Source organism: Methylocaldum sp. 14B (assembly GCF_002005105.1).
Classification (GTDB): domain Bacteria; phylum Pseudomonadota; class Gammaproteobacteria; order Methylococcales; family Methylococcaceae; genus Methylocaldum.
In genome coordinates this window covers 13,693-33,779 of record NZ_MSCV01000004.1, presented here as the reverse complement: position 1 = coordinate 33,779, position 20,087 = coordinate 13,693, and the positions used below count along the sequence as shown (strand labels likewise).

The 20,087-nt window shown below is 60.6% G+C and carries 22 protein-coding genes; 16 read left to right on the top strand and 6 right to left on the bottom strand.

The annotated features are described in order from the left end of the window. The first annotated feature begins 4 nt into the window (after positions 1–4). Positions 5–1,294, top strand: coding sequence for a hypothetical protein (locus tag B2A78_RS03770; protein WP_077728574.1), 1,290 nt, complete (start codon positions 5–7; stop codon positions 1,292–1,294). A gap of 106 nt (positions 1,295–1,400) precedes the next feature. Here B2A78_RS03770 and B2A78_RS03765 read toward each other — a convergent pair whose 3' ends face one another. Together B2A78_RS03765 and B2A78_RS03760 are read right to left on the bottom strand one after the other, a co-directional pair. After that, positions 1,401–2,435, bottom strand: a complete 1,035-nt coding sequence (locus B2A78_RS03765) for an OmpA family protein (RefSeq protein ID WP_077728573.1) — start codon at positions 2,433–2,435, stop codon at positions 1,401–1,403. Positions 2,436–2,450: 15 nt separating this feature from the next. Then, entirely contained in the window at positions 2,451–3,251 is an 801-nt protein-coding gene (locus B2A78_RS03760) for a MotA/TolQ/ExbB proton channel family protein (RefSeq protein WP_077728572.1), read from the bottom strand. Positions 3,252–3,511: 260 nt separating this feature from the next. Between B2A78_RS03760 and B2A78_RS03755 the strand changes: the two genes are divergently transcribed. Beyond that, positions 3,512–3,757: a hypothetical protein gene (locus B2A78_RS03755; RefSeq protein WP_077728571.1), complete on the top strand. Its 246-nt coding sequence runs from the start codon at positions 3,512–3,514 to the stop codon at positions 3,755–3,757. An 8-nt stretch (positions 3,758–3,765) separates the two neighbouring features. Here B2A78_RS03755 and B2A78_RS03750 read toward each other — a convergent pair whose 3' ends face one another. The 3 genes from B2A78_RS03750 to B2A78_RS03740 form a co-directional block, all read right to left on the bottom strand. Beyond that, a complete protein-coding gene (locus B2A78_RS03750) occupies positions 3,766–4,590 on the bottom strand; it encodes an NYN domain-containing protein (protein ID WP_077728570.1) in 825 nt (274 codons plus the stop codon). Then, a complete protein-coding gene (gene truC / locus B2A78_RS03745) occupies positions 4,574–5,347 on the bottom strand; it encodes a tRNA pseudouridine(65) synthase TruC (RefSeq protein WP_077728569.1) in 774 nt (257 codons plus the stop codon). Before truC ends, B2A78_RS03750 begins: the two co-directional genes overlap by 17 nt. Positions 5,348–5,411: 64 nt before the next feature. After that, a complete protein-coding gene (locus tag B2A78_RS03740) occupies positions 5,412–6,326 on the bottom strand; it encodes a D-hexose-6-phosphate mutarotase (RefSeq protein ID WP_077728568.1) in 915 nt (304 codons plus the stop codon). A gap of 244 nt (positions 6,327–6,570) precedes the next feature. On the opposite strand from B2A78_RS03740, the gene B2A78_RS03735 reads away from it, so the two are divergent. The 4 genes from B2A78_RS03735 (at position 6,571) to B2A78_RS03720 (ending at position 11,174) form a co-directional block, all read left to right on the top strand. Beyond that, the gene (locus B2A78_RS03735) at positions 6,571–7,002 is read left to right on the top strand and encodes a YcgN family cysteine cluster protein (RefSeq protein WP_077728567.1); all 432 of its coding nucleotides are present in this window, start codon (positions 6,571–6,573) and stop codon (positions 7,000–7,002) included. Between the two features lie 28 nt (positions 7,003–7,030). Further along, positions 7,031–8,242, top strand: a complete 1,212-nt coding sequence (glp, locus tag B2A78_RS03730; protein ID WP_077728566.1) for a gephyrin-like molybdotransferase Glp — start codon at positions 7,031–7,033, stop codon at positions 8,240–8,242. Continuing rightward, entirely contained in the window at positions 8,232–10,178 is a 1,947-nt protein-coding gene (locus B2A78_RS03725; RefSeq protein ID WP_077728565.1) for a molybdopterin biosynthesis protein, read from the top strand. Before glp ends, B2A78_RS03725 begins: the two co-directional genes overlap by 11 nt. An 84-nt stretch (positions 10,179–10,262) precedes the next feature. Next, complete coding sequence (locus B2A78_RS03720; RefSeq protein WP_240502391.1) at positions 10,263–11,174, top strand: helix-turn-helix transcriptional regulator; 912 nt, start codon at positions 10,263–10,265, stop codon at positions 11,172–11,174. Between the two features lie 326 nt (positions 11,175–11,500). Here the strand turns inward: B2A78_RS03720 and B2A78_RS03715 are convergent, their stop codons facing one another. Then, on the bottom strand, positions 11,501–12,130 hold the full coding sequence (locus B2A78_RS03715) for a hypothetical protein (RefSeq protein ID WP_077728564.1): 630 nt from the start codon (positions 12,128–12,130) through the stop codon (positions 11,501–11,503). A 563-nt stretch (positions 12,131–12,693) separates the two neighbouring features. Between B2A78_RS03715 and B2A78_RS03710 the strand changes: the two genes are divergently transcribed. From B2A78_RS03710 to B2A78_RS03665, 10 genes are all read left to right on the top strand, one after another. Continuing rightward, the gene (locus B2A78_RS03710) at positions 12,694–14,238 is read left to right on the top strand and encodes a porin (RefSeq protein WP_077728563.1); all 1,545 of its coding nucleotides are present in this window, start codon (positions 12,694–12,696) and stop codon (positions 14,236–14,238) included. A gap of 65 nt (positions 14,239–14,303) precedes the next feature. Beyond that, entirely contained in the window at positions 14,304–15,086 is a 783-nt protein-coding gene (modA, locus tag B2A78_RS03705; protein ID WP_077728562.1) for a molybdate ABC transporter substrate-binding protein, read from the top strand. Beyond that, entirely contained in the window at positions 15,083–15,319 is a 237-nt protein-coding gene (locus B2A78_RS03700) for a hypothetical protein (protein ID WP_240502390.1), read from the top strand. The genes modA (B2A78_RS03705) and B2A78_RS03700 overlap by 4 nt, the downstream gene beginning before the upstream one ends. Before the next feature lie 100 nt (positions 15,320–15,419). After that, positions 15,420–16,184: a molybdate ABC transporter substrate-binding protein gene (gene modA / locus B2A78_RS03695; RefSeq protein ID WP_205780656.1), complete on the top strand. Its 765-nt coding sequence runs from the start codon at positions 15,420–15,422 to the stop codon at positions 16,182–16,184. Beyond that, a complete protein-coding gene (locus B2A78_RS03690; RefSeq protein WP_205780655.1) occupies positions 16,181–16,594 on the top strand; it encodes a TOBE domain-containing protein in 414 nt (137 codons plus the stop codon). Before modA (B2A78_RS03695) ends, B2A78_RS03690 begins: the two co-directional genes overlap by 4 nt. Beyond that, entirely contained in the window at positions 16,584–17,255 is a 672-nt protein-coding gene (gene modB, locus B2A78_RS03685; RefSeq protein WP_077728561.1) for a molybdate ABC transporter permease subunit, read from the top strand. The genes B2A78_RS03690 and modB overlap by 11 nt, the downstream gene beginning before the upstream one ends. Continuing rightward, positions 17,255–18,163, top strand: coding sequence for an ATP-binding cassette domain-containing protein (locus B2A78_RS03680; RefSeq protein ID WP_077728560.1), 909 nt, complete (start codon positions 17,255–17,257; stop codon positions 18,161–18,163). Before modB ends, B2A78_RS03680 begins: the two co-directional genes overlap by 1 nt. Before the next feature lie 14 nt (positions 18,164–18,177). Then, on the top strand, positions 18,178–18,990 hold the full coding sequence (locus tag B2A78_RS03675) for a TOBE domain-containing protein (protein ID WP_168175332.1): 813 nt from the start codon (positions 18,178–18,180) through the stop codon (positions 18,988–18,990). Positions 18,991–19,221: 231 nt separating this feature from the next. Further along, positions 19,222–19,563 carry a metalloregulator ArsR/SmtB family transcription factor gene (locus B2A78_RS03670; protein ID WP_077728558.1) on the top strand — a complete coding sequence of 114 codons (342 nt, stop codon included), beginning with the start codon at positions 19,222–19,224 and terminating at the stop codon, positions 19,561–19,563. Next, positions 19,560–20,075 (top strand): arsenate reductase ArsC, encoded by a 516-nt coding sequence (locus B2A78_RS03665; RefSeq protein ID WP_077728557.1) that lies wholly within the window; start codon positions 19,560–19,562, stop codon positions 20,073–20,075. Before B2A78_RS03670 ends, B2A78_RS03665 begins: the two co-directional genes overlap by 4 nt. Positions 20,076–20,087 lie beyond the last annotated feature (12 nt).

Below are 20,087 nucleotides of genomic sequence, written 5' to 3'. Positions count from 1 at the left end.
GTTCATGAAGCGCTACCTCCAGTTTTGGCTGATCTTGACCGGGACGATGTTGTTGGCGGTGGCGGCATGCAACCTCGTGGCGGACCCCTATGGCTTGTTCCGATTGGTGGACGAACCTGGATTCAACCGCATTAAGCCCAGTGCAGGCGCTCATGGAACCATGGCCAAGGCTTACCAGGTCTTGCGTGTGCAGCCACGTGGCTTGATTCTCGGCAATTCGCGCGCGGAAGTCGGCTTCGATCCCGAATACGAGGCTTGGCCGGCGGACTCGCGTCCCGTATTCAATCTGGCTTTGCCGGGCACCGGTACCGAGACCACCGTACGCTTTCTGCAACACGTTCTAGCCAATGACAATGCCGGCTCCAAAGTCGTACCCAAGGTAGTCGTTTGGGGTATCGACTTCATGGACTTTCTAATCGACGCCCGTACATCGCGCCGCATCGCCGTGACGAGCAAGGAAGGAAACCGCCTTCTGACCAACCTCGATGGCTCCCCGAATCCCACGCGAGCGCTACAGCAGGCACGTGATTATCTCGAGTCTACGCTTACGCTGGGCGCCTTCATCGACGCGATAGAGACGCTTGGCCACCAAGGAGATCCGTATGCGGTAGATTTGACTCCGCTGGGGTTCAACCCCATGCGCGACTACCTCAAGATTACAGCCGACGAGGGGTACTGGGCGGTATTCAGGCAACGAGATCTGGAGAACGTCAAGGCGTACCTGCGCCGCCCAAAAGACATTTTCGATGCCGACGGACATTCGTCACCTCGGCTGGACGATCTAAGACGGGTCCTTAGCCTGTGCCGACAACACGGCATCGCTCTACATCTGATCATTTACCCTTATCACTCTCATCTGATGGAAATCATCCGTATTACCGGGCATTGGCCGGCTTTCGAAGACTGGAAACGAGCGATTACGCATATCGTCGGGACGGAAGCAGGCAGGCGCGGCGAGCCGCCCGTTTTGCTTTGGGATTTCAGTGGGTTCGATGAACTGACCACGGAAGCCGTCCCCGGCAAGAATGACCGGCAAGCTAGGATGCACTGGTATTGGGAAGCAGGACACTTCAAACGAGAACTGGGCAATCTGATTTTGGATCGCATATTCACGCTCGCGGACGCCGGCGATCAATTCGGCACATTACTCCGGCCGGAAAATGTGGAGGCGCAAATTGCCTTGCTACGGATGCAGGAAGCGGAATACCGCAAAAGCCACCCACGGGATGTGGCGGAACTGGAGAGTATCGCCGAACAGATCAAATCCCGGCGACGAGACCTTAGAAATCATTAATGCTCCGGAAGTCCTCAGCCCTTCGTCGCGCCGGCAGCTAACCGGCGCTGGCGCGAGGCGGCTGCGGACCCGACGCCGTGTAAAACCAGGATTGAATCCGCCCCGCTCAGGTCCTCACGCCGCCTCCGCGCGGGAGGAACATCACGATGGAGACGCGCCGGTTTCTTGCCCTGCCCTCCGGCGTATCGTTGGCCTCACGCGGCTGGGTGTCGGCCAGGCCGACGGCACGCAAGCGCTCGGGCGAAATGCCGTGTGCGATCAAATAGCGGGTGACGGTGCTGGCCCGAGCTGTCGACAGCTCCCAATTGGACCGGAACTTCGCCGTGGCGATGGGACGGTCGTCGGTATGCCCCTCGACCTCGATCGTGCCGCCTTGAGCACCAAGCACGCTGGCCAGACGGTCCAGCACGCTCGCACCTTCGGGTTTAAGCTCGGCGCTGGCCGGGTCGAACAATATCGCGTCGTTAATCTCCAGGCGAACTTCCCCGCTGGCCGCCGAAATCTCGACCGAACCGCCGAGATCCGCGTCCGAGAACGCTTTGTCGAGGGATGCTGCCGCATTTAGCGCCATGTCGCCGGCTTCGGCTATCCAGCCTTTTTCGGGAACCGCCGCGACCGGCTTGCTGGAAGGTCCGGCCACGTTTGACGTTTCCTCGGCCTTTTGCGCCGGAGGAACTGCCTCGACAATCGCATCCTTATATTCGGGCTCGCGTCGGGATAACGCGGATACAGTCCTCGCCGCATCCGGATAAGCGGGGTAAACCTTGATCTCGGCTTCCGCTATAGGGTTCCTATCCTGGGCCGTCCGGACAGGCGGAGACGCTGGGGCCCGGTTCGTCGAAATGGTCTTCGATGCCTTGATGACCGCGGGAGAAACCGGAATCGAAGCCGCAACTTGTGTCGATTGCGTCGCTGTTTCGGGATGGGCGGTTTTCGCCTCCACCGTCAGCGCCTTTTGATAGGCGAACAGGAATACGAAAAACGAAAACAGCAAGGTCATCACGTCGAGATAGCTCAACAGCCAGCCGCCCTGCTCGGACGGCCGTTCGGCCCCCGCCGCTCGCCAAGGATCGGTGGTGGCGTCCCGCCGAGTCTCCGGACGCCGGAACTGGGTCATCGCCGATGCGTGATTCGATGACATTCGGACAACCCGCCGCTACGATTTGGCCACGCTGAGCGGGAGCGAATCGATCGGTTCGCTCGCCTCCGGGTGGTCAAAGAAGGCCTGCCAATAATCCCGGAACATCGCCGCATGACACCGGTCATGCAACATGAGCACCGATTCCATCTGCACGTATGCCCAAGCCAGGTTCTCGTTGGCGCGCCGTTCCAAGCGCGTTGCCAGGGGTTTCAACACCAGATTGGCCAATACCAGCCCGTACACCGTGGTCAACATGGCGAAGCCCATGGACTCTCCGATCTGCTCCATGCGATTCGCGTCCAAACCGTACATCATCCCGATGAGGCCGAGCAGCGTTCCCAGCATGCCGAAGGCAGGCGCGAAAGCGCCCATGGTCCGGACGATCTGGATTTCGGCCTGATCGCGCTCTCGCTGCGCGCCGATTTTCCACTGGAGCATGCGCGTCAGGTCGGCCTGCGGCGTGCGATTGATCACCAGCTCCGCGCCGGTTCGAAGCAGAGATTCCTGCAGCCGCCGGGCCGCCTGCTCGGCCGCGCGGACACTGCCGCGGCGATGCGCTTCCACGAGGTGCAAGAACACTTCCAAGTCTTCGCTGTCCATCGACGCCTTATTTGTTAGCTTGCTCCGCAGCCGGCGCAACAAATCGGTCACGCCGCGAAACGAATGGGCAAGCACCGTGGCGGCGAACGTTCCGACGACTACCAGAAAAAGGCCCGAAAGATTGAAATACCGACCCGACGGGTCGGCCCACAAGAGAAGAACGAACAGGCCGAACAACCCCGACCCGATCAATACTTTTACGATAACGGCTTTCATGACGCTCCCGCTCGATTTTGGTTGTATCGGAAGCGTTTATGCAGGTTCCGTTCCTATCGGATATTCATTTTTAAATCAATAACATGATGAAATTTTCCGCCATTTCGTCGGATTTTTGACGCGCCAAAGAGGCGGCGGCTTGCCGGAACCGGCAATAGTTGCCGGCGACTTGATGACAGGATCGATTTGCAGCCTTACTCGACATTCGTAGTGAACGAAGCGCCGCCCGTCAAAGTCGAATCGCGTAAGGTGGCCGAAAAATGGAAACAGACGAATCAACCGCTCAAATCATCCCGTTTCCCGACCCGAAACGGTGGCCGGCGATTGCCCGAATTTATATCGATTACCTGACGCTGGGCGATCCCCGCGCGGCGTTTTTCTATCTGGAATACCAGTTGACCGCGATGAGCCTGCGGGAAATTCCGACCGCGCTCAAAAGCGAAATCGAACGCGAGTACAAAAGACGCGGCTTTCGGGGCCCGGTGTATTTCGGCAAGCCGTGGTAAATTCCGGGCTAGTCCTCTCGGGCCAGGCCCTTGATGATGTAACCTCCTGATTTTTCATCGTATTCCAACTTTAACAGCTTCCGCTCCTGGGCTTCTTCCAGCAGTTTTCCGAAGGTGCGGAAACCGTGATAGCTTTCGTTGAAACCGGGTTTTCGCCGTTTCAGCGCCTGCTTGACCATGGACCCCCACACCTTTTCTTCTTCCCCGCGCTCTTCCAGAAGATCCTCGACCGTCTCGAGCACCCAATCGACCGCTTGTTGCTTCTTGTCTTCCTCGGCTTTCTTTTCGCCTTCCGGGCCCGGCTGGCGCGCCGTCTTGGCGGGCGCGCGCCTGGCCTTCGGCCTCGGCTTCGCGGCCTCGCGCACCAAATCGTCGTAAAAGATGAATTCGTCGCAATTGGCGATCAGCAAATCGGAGGTGGATTTCTTCACCCCGACGCCGATCACGACCTTGTTGTTCTCCCGCAGTTTGCTGACCAGGGGTGAAAAATCGGAGTCGCCGCTGATGATCACGAAGGTGTCGACGTGCGACTTGGTGTAGCACAGGTCTAGCGCATCGACGACCATGCGGATGTCGGCGGAATTCTTGCCCGATTGGCGCACGTGCGGAATTTCGATCAGCTCGAAGGCCGCCTCGTGCATGCCACCCTTGAATTCCTTGTAGCGGTCCCAGTCGCAATAGGCCTTCTTGACCACGATATTGCCCTTGAGAAGCAGCCGCTCCAGCACTTTCTGGACGTCGAAGGCAGCGTATTTGGCGTCGCGCACGCCGAGGGCTATGTTCTCGAAGTCGCAGAACAAGGCCATGATTTGAGTCTTAGGTGTGTGGGTCATAGATTGGTTTATGTAAATGGCCGGATTCGGGGACCTTGTTCAAAACGTCGGCCCAGCCGAGATTGTCCACGATGCGCCGAAAAGAATCATCCAGGGGCGCTTCCAAACGGAGCCTCTCGCCCGTATCGGGATGAGTGAATGCCAGACCGGTCGCGCACAGCAGCAATCGATGGCAGCCGAAATGACTCCTGAAAAAATTGTTGTGGCGCCCGTCGCCATGGCTGGTATCGCCTACAACCGGGTGAAAAATATGCTTCATGTGGCGCCGGATCTGGTGTTTCCGCCCGGTTTTGGGTGAAATCCGCAGCAGCGAGTAGCGGGCCGTCGGGTAACGGCCCACCGCGAGCGGGAGTTCCACGAGCCCCAGCCGGCGGTAGCACGTTACCGCCGGCTGAGCCGGTTTGTCCCGTTGCGCATTGGCGTCGGTGATCCGGTCTAGCTGTTCTTCCAGCGCATAATCGATAATGCCGGTTTCGTCCGCATAGCCGCGGACTACGGCGAGATAGGTCTTGTCGACGCCGCCGCCGGAGAATAATTCCGTCATCCGCCGGGCGGTATCCGCGTCGAGCGCGAACACCAGTATGCCCGAGGTCGGCTTGTCCAGGCGATGGACCGGATACACCCGGCGGCCGAGCCGGTCGCGAACGATCTGCATGGCGTACCGGGTTTCGTGGCGATCGATCGCGCTCCGGTGGACGAGCAGGCCGGCGGGTTTGTTCACCGCCACGAGAGAGTCGTCTTGATAGAGGATTTCCATGCTTCGGCCGAGTCGCCTTAAAGGCCGCGGTTCACAAAGCGCGACACAAGGTCTGCCAAAGCGCTCAACGCAACGGCTCCGCCGTATAGCGCACCCGGAGACGGTGCGTCCCGCCCGGCTCGATCGTCACCACATCGTCCGCCGCGTTGGCGCTTTCCACGCACACCATGCGGAGATAACCGTCCTCGTCGAAATCGCCCAGCGCCTCGGCCCTCTCGGCCCAAGGATTCCACACCACCGTGGAGCGGCTGCCCCGGTTGGCGATGCGGATGCGGCGATTCAAGCCCGGATCCTCGATCACGCAATCAGCCGTGGATTCGAGATAAATCCGGTCGGTTTCCCCGGAAAAGCTCACGGGGCCCGACTGCTGTTTGCGTCGTCCCTCGTCCGTTTTGTCGATATAGGAACAGCCATCGAGGCCGTGTATCGAGATCCGACGAATGTCGCTGACCTGAAAATATGTGTGCAGAGCCTCGCCGATAGTGATCGGCGCAGGCCCGTCGTTATGCGTCACCAGTTCCATCTCCAGCGCCGTGCCTATGGTCATATAGAGTTCCAGCGGTGTCGAATGCGGCCATAGTGCGTAGGTCTCGTCGCTCCGGATGAGGCGAAAACCCAAGCGATTCGAACCGTCCTCCAGCGCCAGCACTTCGATCACTTCCCACGGCTGGGTGCGCGCGAAACCGTGAGCGGGAAAAGAGGATTCGCCGGGATGCGGCCCGAACCAAGGCCAACAGACCGGCACGCCGCCGCGGATCGATTCGCCCGGCCCGAACTTCGCCTTCGGCGACAGCCAAATGACCAGTTCCTCCTGATGCGGCGCCCAACTCATCAAATGAGCTCCCTGCAAGGCGATGCTCGCCATGGCGAGACCGTTGCTGATCTCCACCACACCCTGCCCGTTCGGACCTTCCTTGAAAACAACCTCGCCGGTGATGCCAAAGCGCTGGTCTAAGACGGAAATATCGTTCGGGTCCATAAATCCTCCTGTCAGGGTTGGGGTTGATTAAAGAGACTTAGCCATTAGACAAGTCGACGAGTTGGTGCGATGGGCGCCGGCTCACCGGGGGCAAACTTTATTGCAAAAGCGTGTCGCTGTTGCAACAGATGTCACATTTTTTCGCGAAGAATGGGGAGATGTAGGATGGGCAAAGGCCGACAAAAGGCTGTGCCTTTCAAGCTAAAATGAGCCTTCCGAATCAACCCACCCCATCGCCGACCCCATGAAAACACCCTTCTGGCGCGAAAAATCACTGGCCGAAATGAGCGAACAGGAATGGGAATCGCTGTGCGACGGATGCGGAAAATGCTGTCTGCACAAGATCGAGGACGAAGACACCGGCGAATTGTTCTTCACCAGCGTGGCGTGCCGGCTGCTCGACATCGGGGCTTGCCGCTGTACTCATTACCAAGAGCGCACGGTCTTGGTTCCGGAATGTCTGGACCTGCGCGCCGGCTTCACGCAATACCATTGGCTTCCGTCCACCTGCGCCTACCGGCTGCTGGCGGAAGGCAAAGACCTGCCTGCTTGGCATCACCTGGTTTGCGGCGACCGCGAAGCCGTGCACGACGCCGGGGTTTCCATACGCCGCTATGCAATACCGGAAGCCGAAGTAGAGTCCGTGGAAGATCACGTGATCGAATGGATGGATTGAAACCGGATTCCTCATCGGATCGTCACCCGTGAAAACGTTCACCCGCTACGAATCCGTCGACGAGGTGCTGCGCTGGCTGGACCGGCAGGTTTCCGCGTTGCCGCCGGAATCGGTCGCGGTGTCCGAAGCCTGCGGGCGCGTTCTCGCCGAAACGGTGCAGTCGCCCATCGATGTGCCCCCATTCGACCGCGCCGCCATAGACGGTTATGCCGTACGCGGATTCGAAACCATCGGTGCGAGCGCCTACAGCCCGGTGATGCTGAAATTGGACGATACAGCAGTCGCCCTACAACCCGGAACGGCAGCGAGAGTCGTGGCAGGCGCGCCACTGCCGGACGGCGCGGATACGATCGTTCCGTTCCCGCTCGCCGAGGAGGCCGGCGGTTTCGTGAATATCGCGGCGGCGGTTGTGCCGGGCGAACACATCGTCCGCCGAGGCAAGGACATCGCCTGCGGCAGCCCGCTGCTGCCCGAAGGCAGGCTTTTGCGCGCCCAGGATCTGGCCTTGTTGGCCGCCTGCGGATTGGATCGGATAATCGTCGTTCGACGACCCAGGATAAGGCTCGTGACCACCGGCGACGATTTGGCGGTTCCGGAACAGCCTCGCAGTGGTCATCAGCATTTCGAGGCCGGCTCGTCGATGTTGAAAGCGCTCGTGGCGCGGGACGGGGGCGAAGTCGCAGCTTGGATGCATGTAACCGACGATGCGATCGGGGAGGCGTTGCGCACGGATGAAATCGACGCGGTGCTGATCGCGGGAAGCAGCGGCGAAGGCTGGAACGACCGTGCCGCCGAAGCGCTGGAAACGGCCGGAGAGCTGGCCTGGCACGGCATCGCCCTGGAGCCGGGGCGCTCGACCGGCATCGGACGGATCGGAAACACCTTGGTGCTTCTTCTGCCGGGAGAACCGGTGGCCAGCTTCTGCGCCTATGATCTTTTCGCGGGCCGCGCCATACGGCGCCTGGGCGACCGAAGCACGGCCTGGCCTTATCCGGCACGGCGGGTCGTCTTGACCAAGAAAATCAGCTCGGAACTCGGCAGCACCGACTATTGCCGGGTACGGCTGACGCCGAACGGCGCCGAACCCGTCGCCGTGGGCGGCAATACCCGCCTCTCGGCCCTTGCCGCTGCCGACGGATTTCTGCTGGTGCCCGAGGATTGCGAAGGCTATCCGGCGGGCGCCGAAGTGACCGTATACCTTTATGACTCCCTCGATTCGGAACCAAACCATGTCCGATAACGACGACCTGCGGCGCGCGGCCCGCCAGGAGCAATTTCTGGACGTCATCGACCGCACAGAAGCGGCGGCGCGGTTTCATGCCCATCTCCGGCTGGAGCCGTCCGGCCGTGAAACCGTTCCGCTCGCCGATGCCTTGGGCCGGGTGCTGGCGCGCACCGTGAGCGCGCCCGTGGACGTGCCGGCCTTCGATCGCGCCAGCGTGGACGGCTTCGCGGTCCGGTCCGGGGATACTTACGGCGCGAGCGACGAAGTTCCGGCGGCGTTGTCCCTGAACCCGGAGGTGCTCGCGCCCGGCGTCGAACCGTCGATGGCCGTCACGGCCGGGACCGCCACCCCCATCGCGACAGGCGGCATGCTGCCGAGGGGCGCCGATGCGGTGGTGATGATCGAGCACACCGAATTGCTGGAAGATCGCCAGCCGCTCCGCATCGAAATCCGCAAACCCGCCCTGCCCGGCCAGTTCGTCGCTTTCGCCGGCACCGACGTCGCCAAAGGCGAAACCGTGATGCGCGCCGGGCAATGGCTCACGTCGCGGGAGCTCGGGGTGTTGGCCGCCATCGGTCTGGACCAGGTGGACGTTTATCTCCGCCCGCGCGTCGCAATCATCTCCACCGGCAACGAAATCGTTCCGCCCGGCGAGCCGCTGCGCCCCGGCAAGGTCTACGACTCCAACGGCACGATACTCGCGGCGGCCGTGCGCGAACTCGGCGGCGAACCGGTGAGCCTCGGCGTGGTGCCGGATGACGAGTCGGCACTCGATAGCGCGTTGAGGCGGGGCTTGGAATGCGACATGGTGCTGCTCTCGGGCGGCACTTCGAAAGGCGCGGGCGACCTGTCCTACCGCGCCGTCAGCGCCTTGAAGAACCCCGGCATCGTGGCGCACGGGGTGGCGCTCAAACCCGGCAAGCCGATTTGCCTGGCCGTGACCGACGGCAAGCCTGTGGTGGTGCTGCCCGGCTTTCCCACCTCGGCGATCTTCAACTTCCACGAGTTCGTCGCTCCGGTATTGAGGCGCCTGGCGGGACTGCCCGCCGCGAGAACACGGTCGGTCGAAGCCACGCTGCCCATGCGGGTTACATCGGAGCGGGGACGCACCGAATACCTTTTGGTCAGCCTGATGCCGACCGACGACGGACTCGCGGCCTACCCAATGGGAAAAGGCTCCGGCGCGGTGACCGCTTTCAGCTTCGCGGACGGGTTCATCGCCATCGACCAGCGCACCGAACAGGTTCCGGCGGGCAGCGCAGTCTCGGTGCAACTGCTCGGCCAGGCGCTGGAACCCGCCGAACTGGTGTTCGTGGGCAGCCAGTGCGCGGGGCTGGATTATCTGTTGACGCTATTGCAGCAGCGGGCCTTAAGCGTCAAAGCCTTCTACGTCGGCAGCATGGGCGGCGCGGCGGCGGCCAAGCGGGGCGAATGCGACATCGCCGGGGTGCATCTCATGAACCCCGCGACCGGCGAATACAACCGCCACCTGCTGACGGCGGAACTCGAACTCGTCCCTGGCTACCGCCGCATGCAGGGCATCGTGTTCCGCAAGGACGACCCGCGGTTTGCCGGAAAACCGCTCGAAGCGGCGCTGGCCGCTGCGCGCGAGGATGCGAGCTGCCTCATGATCAACCGCAATGCCGGCAGCGGAACCCGCATCCTGATCGACCGCTTGCTCGAAGGCGGGCAGCCGCCCGGCTACCCCGTGCAACCCAAGTCGCACAACGCGGTGGCCGCCGCCGTGGCGCAAAGCCGCGCCGACTGGGGCGTCGCCATCGAAACGGTCGCCGCCCAATACGGTCTCGGGTTCATACCCGTTCAGGACGAACATTACGATTTTCTGGTGCCGAAAAGCCATTTGGAAAAACCCGGTGTTCGCCGTTTTCGGGAGTTTCTCGGGGATGATCGGGTGAGGCAGGCGCTAGTCGATATGGGCTTTCGTTTATAGCCATAGCCCTTGGGTTACAATCCCTTTGGTTTATGCAGGTACAGTCCTGAATTTCTTACTCCAAGAAACGATTGAGACCCAATCATGGTAAAGGACGAATCGGATACGCAGAACATGATGACGGTTCCGGAAGTCGCGCGTTATCTGCGTCTCAAAGAACGCAAGATTTACGATCTGCTTGCCCAGAAACGCATTCCCTGCACTCGGGTCACGGGCAAGTGGCTGTTCCCGAAGGAGCAGATCGACATCTGGCTCAAGCAGAACAGCGAGTTCCAGGTACAGCCGGGCGCGGAAGTCCGCCCGCTGCCGCAGGTGGTGGTCGGCAGTCACGATCCGCTACTGGAATGGGCACTGGGAGAAACCGGTTACCCCTTGGCCATGCAGATGAACGGCAGCACCGAGGGTTTGGAGCGGTTCGCCGCCGACGAAGGGGTGCTGTGCGGCATTCACCTGCTCGACCCGGCAAGCGACGAATACAACTTGCCGGCGGTCAAGGAACATCTGAAAGGCGCGGAAATCGTGGTTCTGCACTGGGCCTGGCGGGAGCAGGGACTGGTGCTCCCGGCCGGCAATCCGCTCGGCATCCGTGCCCTCTCCGATTTGGCCCGGACCCGCGCGCGGATCATCGAAAGACAGGAAGGCGCCGGCAGCCGTCTGCTCTTCCGGCACTTGCTCAAGCAGTCGGGGCTTTCGATCGAGAGTTTGAATCTCCTGCCCCAGCCGGCCCGCGGCCACGTCGACATCGGGCTTGCGGTCTGCAGCGGCCAGGCGGACGCCGGCATCGCGGTGCAGTCCGTGGCCCGGCAAATGAAACTGGAATTCCTGCCTCTGGCGCGGGAACGCTTCGACCTCGTCATCCGCCGGCGCGATTATTTCGAGCCGCCGTTCCAAACCCTGCTGAAATTCACCCGCGCCCCGGAATTCGCGGAAAAGGCCCAAAGCCTAGGCGGCTACGATATCGGGGCGCTGGGCGAAGTGCTGTACAACAGCCCGTGAACTGGCGGCTATCGCCCTATCCTGCGTAGCATGTTGCTCGTTTCCCGAGTCGTTCTACGGCTTCGGTCATTCGACAAAAAATCTAGCGAATGTCGGGAAGGGATTCGCGGCCTACAGGGTGCACGGTCGTAGGTCGGCAATCCCTTGCCGACGAAGACGCTCGGTAGGACCGTAACGTCGGGAAAGGATTCCCGACCTACAGGGTGCTCAGTCGTAGGTCGGCAATCCTTTGCCGACGAATCCGTTGGCCGGACGGCGGCGCCGGGAAAGAATTTCCGAGCCGCGGGCCCACGATCCGGAAAATTCGCGGATCGAATACGCCGCCATTATTCACACATACTCTTCATTTGAGCGAGCGATTGCGCCATCTGCTGCTCGCAGGTTTGGCGGGCCGCTCCCGTCGCGCCGGCGCACGCAATCTTCGGGTCCATCTGGAACATCTGCGCTTTCATCGCCTTGCAGGCTTCGCTGTTCTTGTCGAAGCTGATGGCCGGCTGCCCGCCGTTTCCCTTGCAGGGCCCTTCGTAGGTGTAGCGTGATGTCATGGCGAAAGAGCCTTCTGGGCTCTTCCCGGCGGCTTCGATCAAGAACGAACGCGGCCCCTCACGGGTTATGGTGCTGCGGTAGACGCCGCTTTCGCACGTGGCCTCGTAAACGGCGCGATTATCCTTGTTTTCGAGGATCTTGCCGCGGCATGTGCTCGGCCCCTGCTGCTGCTCACTCTTCTTGGCCATGTCCATGATGCTGTCCATGCACATCGACATGCTTTTGGGCATGGCGCTCACAGCCTCTCCGTCGCCTTCGCCGCCGTCGAACTTGAGAATCTCCATGCGCCATTGGCCTTTCTGGGCCGGCGCATCGCGAAATACTTTGGGCACTTCTTCCGCCGAGGCGGCGGATGCGCCGCCCGCAATCACCAGAATCCCCACCACACCGAACTTGCCGATCTTGTTCACAGACATCTCCAATTAGGGGTAATACTCAGGACACCGGCAGGCAACGGTGCCCGTTCCGGCGCCATGGAAGCTTAGCCGAGTTCTCGCCCGACTGCCGTGATCCGCCGATCGCTTTTGTTGGAAAACCGACATTCTTCCTGTTCGAAACCTGACATTCCTTTCGCCACCATAGCTATCCGACGCTCGCCGGCCGAACTACTTGTATCGATATTTATTAACGTATATAACGAAGCACAAACCGAACGATTAAGCCCAAGCGAAAACGCGTTTCCGCCGAATATTCAACAGCATAGGCACTAGGCCTCCGGCAGTTGCGGGACGCCAGCCGTTGCCGACCAATTCCCTCTCGTCGAGATGTTCGCCCCATTATTGGCCCTGTTTTTGCTCGATTATCGTTATAACTTTAAATAAATAACGAATTAACGTTCAAAGGGTTTTTCGGCTACGCAATGACGTGGACCGGAAGGGGGGAAACACCAATCAAAGAACCAGCCATCGCGATCGGAGACGGCTTGCAATGAGGCGTCGCAGCTTAACGGCCAAACAAATTGGGGAAACTTCTCATGACTATAAGAAAAAAAACAGCGCTCGCCGTCGCTTGTCACGGCTTACTCTTTAGCTCGCCTCACGGCGTGTCTGCGGCGACCATGGAAGAACGCATGCAGGCGATGGAACGGCGCCTCGTGGAAATGGAAACCCGCCTGGAACAATCGGAGAATGAAAACACGCAGCTTCGTAAACAAATCGCCGCAAAAACGCAGGAAACGAATCCGAAAAATCTCCCCGTTGCCACATCTGACGGCGAGGTAAAAGCGCTGAACGACAAAGTCGCCACGCTCGAGAAAAAAATCGAGCAGGATCGCAAGGTGACGGCGGAAGCGGCAAAGAATGCGCCCAAGGTCGAGATCGGCAACAAGGGCCTGGTCGTCAAATCCGCCGACGAGAACTATCGCCTGAGCCTCCGCGCCTATGCCCAGGCCGACGGCAATTTTTTCATGGACGATTCGACGGGCGATGCGATTCCGGACAAGTTTTCCATCCGCCGCGCCCGTCTGACCATCGACGGCACCTTCTTCAAATGGGCGGATTTCCGTTTCTCGCCGGATTTCGGCCAAGGCAATCTGCGCCTGTTCGACGCCTTCGCCGATTTGCACTATTTTCCGTACGCCAGCCTGATGGCGGGTAAATTCAGACCGCCCATCAACGGCCTGGAACGTCAGCAAGGCGCGCCCAATATCGCGTTCGTCGAGCGAGCACTGACCCAGAACCTCACGCCGGCACGCGATATCGGCGTGATGCTGCACGGCCAGATCGCCTATCCCGGCTATAAAACGCAGTACACGATCTTGCCGGTGTTCAAGGAGTTCTTCGGCTATGAACTCGGCGTCTTCAACGGCGCCCGCGACGGGGGTAACGTAGACAGCGAGAAGGACGACAACAAGGAGTTCGCCGGCCGTCTCATTTCGCATCCTTTCATGCACAGCGGCATCCCGGCTTTGGAAGGCCTGGGTATCAATCTTGCTGGCAGTTGGGGGCAACCGAGAGGACACAGCTTGAACCGGCTGACCTCGGCCGGACAGCAGGCTTTCCTGAATTACAACCCGAACGTCACCGCTTTCGGAGACGCCTACCGCATCACGCCCGGGGCTTATTGGTACTGGGGGTCGTTCGGGCTGCTGACCGAGTACGTGATTTCATCCCAGCGCCTCGCCGACGGTACGAGAACCCGAACCGCGCGCCAGGACAACACCGCCTGGCAAGTGCAGACCTCGTATGTGCTGACCGGCGAAAGGAACTCGTTCTTCGGGATCAAGCCGGCCCGAAACTTCGATCCCTTCGCCGGCACCTGGGGCGCTTTCCAGATCGCCGCACGATGGGGCGAGTTGGACGTGGACGACGACACCTTCAAGTTCAACGGCGTCTTCGCCAATCCGTCCACCTCGGCCAGCAAGGCCACCGAGTGGGCGCTGGGCCTGAACTGGTATCTCAACCCCAATATCAAGTTGATGGCCGATTACGCCCAGACCTATTTCGACGGCGGCGCCGCGCGAGGCCGGGACCGTCCGACCGAAAAAGCCTTCCTGACCCGGTTTCAGTATCAGTTCTGATACAAGAGCCGAAAACCCGGATTTCTCGAAAAACCCGATCTGTTCAAACTGTGGAGAACTCAGCCATGCATTGCTTCTTATTGATCTTTTTGCTCCATCTGATAACCATAGGCCACACCGCTCAGGGCGCCGAGACAGGCAAGCTCACCATCGCCGCCGCGGCGGATCTCAAGTATGCAATGGACGAAATCGTGACATCCTTCAAAGACCGCCACCCGGAAGCGACGGTGGATCTCGTCACCGGTTCGTCCGGCAAGTTTTACGAACAAATCGTGCACGAAGCGCCTTTCGACATCTTCTTTTCGGCCGACATCAAGTTTCCGGAAAAGCTTAAAGAGCAGGGGCTGACGGCTTCCGAGGTCAGGATGTACGCCCGCGGCCGCATCGTGCTGTGGAGTGCACGGACCGACGCCAGCAAGATGACACTAAAGAACTTGGACAGTCCCCAAATCACCAGGATCGCCATCGCCAATCCCAAGCATGCCCCCTACGGCATGCGTGCGGAGGAGGCACTGAAGAAAGCCGGTCTGTGGTCGAAAGTGGAAAAGAAATTGGTGTTCGGCGAAAACGTGGCGCAGACCGCCCAGTTCGCCGAGACCGGCGCCGCCGATGTCGGCATCATCGCCCTGTCGCTGGCCGTGAGTCCCGCGCTGAAGGAGAAAGGCGGGTATTCGCTGGTTCCGGAGAATCTGCATTCCCCTCTGGATCAGGCCTACGTCGTCGTCAAGCGGGCCGAGAACAATCCATTGGCCGAGACGTTCGCCGAATTCGTCGCCGCCGAACCGGCGCGGGCGATCTTCCGTCGCTACGGCTTTGTTCTGCCGGGCGAAACGGCGCCCGCGCCTTGAACCGGCACGCCGATCCGAATTTCCCATTGCCCGTGACGACGCGGCGCGGGGTATCCGCCTTCGGCGGCGGGGCGCTAATCGTTACCCTGGGCGGCCTGATCGGACTGGGAGGCGCGGAATTCCGCTTGCCGCTGCTCATCGGGACATTTCAATTCCCGGCCCTGGAAGCGGTCATCGTCAACAAGTTCGTCAGTCTGGCGTTGTCGGTGATCAAGATGTGGCGCGCTGGATAATCGCCATGTTCTCGCTTACCGTCGCGATGTTCGGCGGACACGGCGCTACCGAATCGGCTATCGGTGAACGTGTTTTTGTTTGACGATATTCAAAGGTCCTATGATGAAACACCCGTTCTTCGTACTTTCCATTTGCCTTTTGGCCACAGCGCCGCCGCTCGCGGCGCGGGACACTCTGACGGTGGCCGCCGCGGCGGGCATTCAGGCCAACTTTCCGGAACTGAAACAGGCTTTCGAGCAGGAATCCGGCATCGAGATCGAGCCGGTGTTCACGTCCTCGGGCAAGATCGCCGCCCAGGTCGAACAGGGCGCGCCCTTCGATGTCTTCGTTTCGGCGGATGTCAGTTATCCCGAGCATCTGTACAAATCCGGTTTGGCCGTCACGCCGCCCAGGGTCTACGTCTACGGGGCGCTGGTGGCGTGGACCCTCGGCGACATCGCCTTCGACAAGGGCTTGACCGCGGTGCTCAAGGCGCCTGGCATCCGCAAAATCGCTCTCGCCAATCCGAAGGGCGCGCCTTATGGCCGGGCGGCCATGGAGGCTCTGCGCCACTATCGGTTGCTGCCCGCTCTCCAAGAGAAAATCGTTTACGGCGAGACCGTTCCCCATGTCAACCAGTTCGTGCTGTCACAGGCGGCCGAGATCGGCTTGACCGCGAAGTCCACGGTGTTAACGGCGGCGCTGAAGGACCGGGGACACTGGATGGAAATTCCCGAGGAAGCCTATCGACCCATCGCCCAGGCCGCCGTCATTCTGAAGCACGGGGAGGAACATCGGCCCGCGGCGGCGAAACGCTTTTTCGACTTCCTGTTTTCTCGGACTGCACGGGACATCTTCGCCCGGCAAGGGTATCGGCTGCCGTGAACCGATTGCCGGGAATCATCGTTGCCGTCGCCAGCGAAGGGGATATTTCGCTGGTCGATGTCGCCGTGGGAGAAAACACGCTGACCGCGATGCTGGTGGAAACGGCGGAATCCGCTCCCTATCTCGAAGCGGGCAACGCCGTATCGGTCCTGTTCAAGGAAACGGAAGTTTCGCTCGGCAAAGACTTGAGCGGTCGCCTGAGCCTGCGCAACCGGCTACAGGGCGAAATCGCCGACATCCGCAAGGGCAAGCTATTGGCCGAGGTGACGCTCGATTGCGGAGGCCACCGCCTGGTGTCCGTTATCACTCGCCGGGCCGCCGAGCGGCTGGAATTGGCCGTGGGCGATCGCGTCGAGGCCTTGGTCAAGGCCAACGAGGTCATGCTGGGGGAACGCGCCGATGGCCTATGATTGGCAACCCCTGATCCTCACTCTGAAGCTCGCCACGGTCACGACGGCGATATTGTTCCTCATCGGCGTGCCCCTGGCTTACTGGCTGGCTTTCGGCCGCTTTCGCCTGAAGGCGGCGGTGGAAGCCCTGGTCGCCATGCCCTTGGTCTTGCCGCCCTCGGTGCTCGGCTTTTATCTGCTCCTGGCTTTCAGCCCCAAAAACGCCTTCGGCCGTTTTCTGGACGAGACCTTCGGGCTGCGGCTCGTGTTCAGTTTCGAAGGACTGGTCGTCGCGTCCGTATTGTTCAGCCTGCCGTTCATGGTCCACCCGGTGCAGTCGGGTTTTCAGAACCTGCCGCGCAGCCTCACGGAGGCGGCCTACACGCTCGGCTTGTCGCGCTGGAAAACCCTGACGCGGATTCTGCTGCCCAACATCAAGCCCTCCCTGCTTGCCGGAGCCGTGATCAGTTTCGCCCATACCATCGGCGAATTCGGCGTGGTGCTGATGATGGGCGGCAGCATTCCGGGCGTGACCCGAGTGGCTTCCATAGCCATTTACGATGAGGTGGAATCGCTCAACTACGATGCGGCCAATTTTTATGCGTTCGTCTTGTTCGCCCTGAGCTTCTCCATACTGCTTGCGGTATTTTTCATCAACAAACGCGCATTGGGACCCCATTGATGCTGGAACTATCGCTGCGAAAAAACCTGCACACCGCGGAAGGGAACGTGACCCTGGACATCGAGCTCGAAGCCGAGACCGGACAGTTTCTCACCTTGTTCGGACGGTCGGGCGTCGGAAAAACCACTTGCCTTCGCTGCATCGCCGGGCTGACCGAGCCCGATCACGGCAGAATCGCCGTAGGCGGCGAGATCTGGTTCGACCGGACCAAGGGCATCGACATCCCGCCCCAGAAGCGCCGAGTCGGTTTCGTATTCCAGGACTATGCCCTTTTTCCGAATCTGAGCGTGCGCGAGAATCTCCGCATCGCGCTGGGGGATCCCAAGGACGAACGCTATCTGGACGAACTCCTGGAGCTGATGGACATACGGGAACTGGAGCGGCGCCTCCCGACCACCCTGTCCGGGGGACAACAACAGCGGGTGGCGCTGGCCCGCGCCTTGGCCCGGAGACCCCGGCTCTTGCTGCTGGACGAGCCGCTTTCCGCCCTGGACGGTGAAACCCGCCAACGCCTTCAAAACGAAATTCTGCGGATACAGCGGCATTTCAGGATGACCACCCTGATGGTCAGCCACGACCTCGGCGAAGTTTACAGGCTGTCCGATCGGGTCATCGTCATCGAGGGCGGCCGAACGGTCGCCCGCGGACGCCCCGCCGAGGTTTTCAGCAATCGCCGGATCAGCGGAAAATTTCAGTTCACCGGCGAAGTGCTCGCGGTCGAGCCCAACGACGTCGTGTTCACGCTCTCGATCCTGATCGGCAACCGGGTGGTGCAAGTGATCGCCACGGCACAGGAAATGCAGGACATCCAAGTCGGCGACACGGTCATGCTGGTTTCCAAAGCCTTCAATCCGCTCGTGATGAAAGTGGATCGGAATCCCGGCCGCCTCTCCCCATCCCGTTCATGAAGAGCCAACAATCGATGACGAATCCGAATCACAAGATCGATCCGCCCGCCTTGGTCGAGGGCGAACTCCGACTGATCGGCGGCCTCAACGAACGTCTCTTTCGATTGCTCGCCGCCATCGGAAAAACGGGTTCCATCAACCGGGCAGCAAAAGATGTGGGCCTAAGTTACAAAGGCGCCTGGGAAATGGTGGAGCGGGCCAACAACCTGTCGCCGGAGCTTCTGGTTTCCACCGCCGTGGGCGGCCGCCACGGAGGGGGCACCAAGCTCACCGCCGTCGGCCGGGAGTTATTGGCGCTTTTTACCGGATTACAGGAAGAACACCGCCGCTTCCTGGATGCGAAAAACCGGCAACTGGCGGACAACCCGAACCTCATTTTCTTATTCAGGAGATTGAACGTGAAAGCAAGCGCGCGCAACCAGCTCTTCGGCAAAGTGACCGACATCCGTACCGGCGCGGTCACCGTGGAAGTATGCATAGGACTCAAGGGCGGAGAAACGATCGTGTCGGCCATCACCAAGGAATCGGCGGAATCGCTGGGCGTCAGGAACGGCGACGACGCGATGGCGCTGATCAAGGCCCCGCTGGTCATGATCGTCAAGGATTTCGGCGGATACCGCCTATCGGCGCGCAATCAGTTGAAAGGGACGGTCAAGCGCATTCAAAAGGGCGCGGTGAATTCCGAAGTGGTGATCGAACTGGCGGGCGGCGATTCGATCGCCGCCACCATCACCAACGAGAGCGTGGACTCGATGGGGCTGCGCGAGGGCGATGCGGCCCATGCCGTGTTCAAGGCCGGGTCGGTCATACTGGGAGTCGCGGACTGAGCCCGCGTAGGCCGGGATAAGCTTGTCCTGAGCCGAGACGAACGGCTCGATCCGGCCTAGTTCTTTTTCTACGGGTTCCCAAGCTTTCGGGCTTGGGAACCCGGTCTTGCAAGCTCTTGCTTGCTGTCGTTCGGGAAGCGGGGGCTTCCAGGGTAGCGTTCCCAATCCGGAGATTGGGGACGAGAGAAAATTCCGCTTGCAATTATTTTATATTTCTATAATCTTTGAACCATGGAAATCAAATCAGTCGTCACCGCCCTCGCAGCGCTCGCCCAGGAATCCCGCCTGGCCATCTTCCGCCTGTTGGTGCAAACCGGGCCGGAAGGCTTGTCCGCCGGGAAGATCAGCGAGACGCTGGGCATTCCGCCCTCTTCGCTCTCCTTCCACATGAAGGAACTCGCCCACGCCGATCTCGTTTCGTCCCGGCAGGAAAGCCGCTACGTCATCTATTCGGCCAATTTCCGGACCATGAACGAGCTGCTCGGCTTTCTGACCGAAAACTGCTGCAGCGGCAAGCCCTGCAAGCCGACCGCCACATCCGATTGCGCCGGCATCGAGGAAACCCAGGCATGACCGACAAAACCTTTACCGTACTTTTCCTGTGCACCGGCAACTCGGCGCGCAGCATCATGGCGGAAGCCTTATTGAACCAAATTGGCCAGGGCCGTTTCCGCGCCTTCAGCGCGGGCAGCCACCCGGCGGGAACGGTCAACCCGTTTGCCCTGGAAAGGCTGGCAAAAAAAGGAATTCCCGCCACTGGCGCACGGAGCAAACACTGGAACGAATTCGCGCAAGCCGACGCGCCGGATTTGGATTTCGGCATCACCGTTTGCGATAACGCAGCGGGCGAAGTTTGCCCGGCCTGGCCCGGACAGCCGATCACGGCCCATTGGGGCGTGCCCGATCCCGCGGCGGTCACCGGTTCCGATGACGAAAAGCGCCTGGCTTTCGCGAAAGCCTTCGCCGTTCTTCATCGGCGCGTCACCTTGTTCGCGAGCCTTAATCCCGCGAGTTTGGAACGGCTCGCGCTGGAGCAAAAAGTCCGCGAGATCGGACGTGTCGATATACCGCAACATGGCGAATAGCCTTTTCACTTC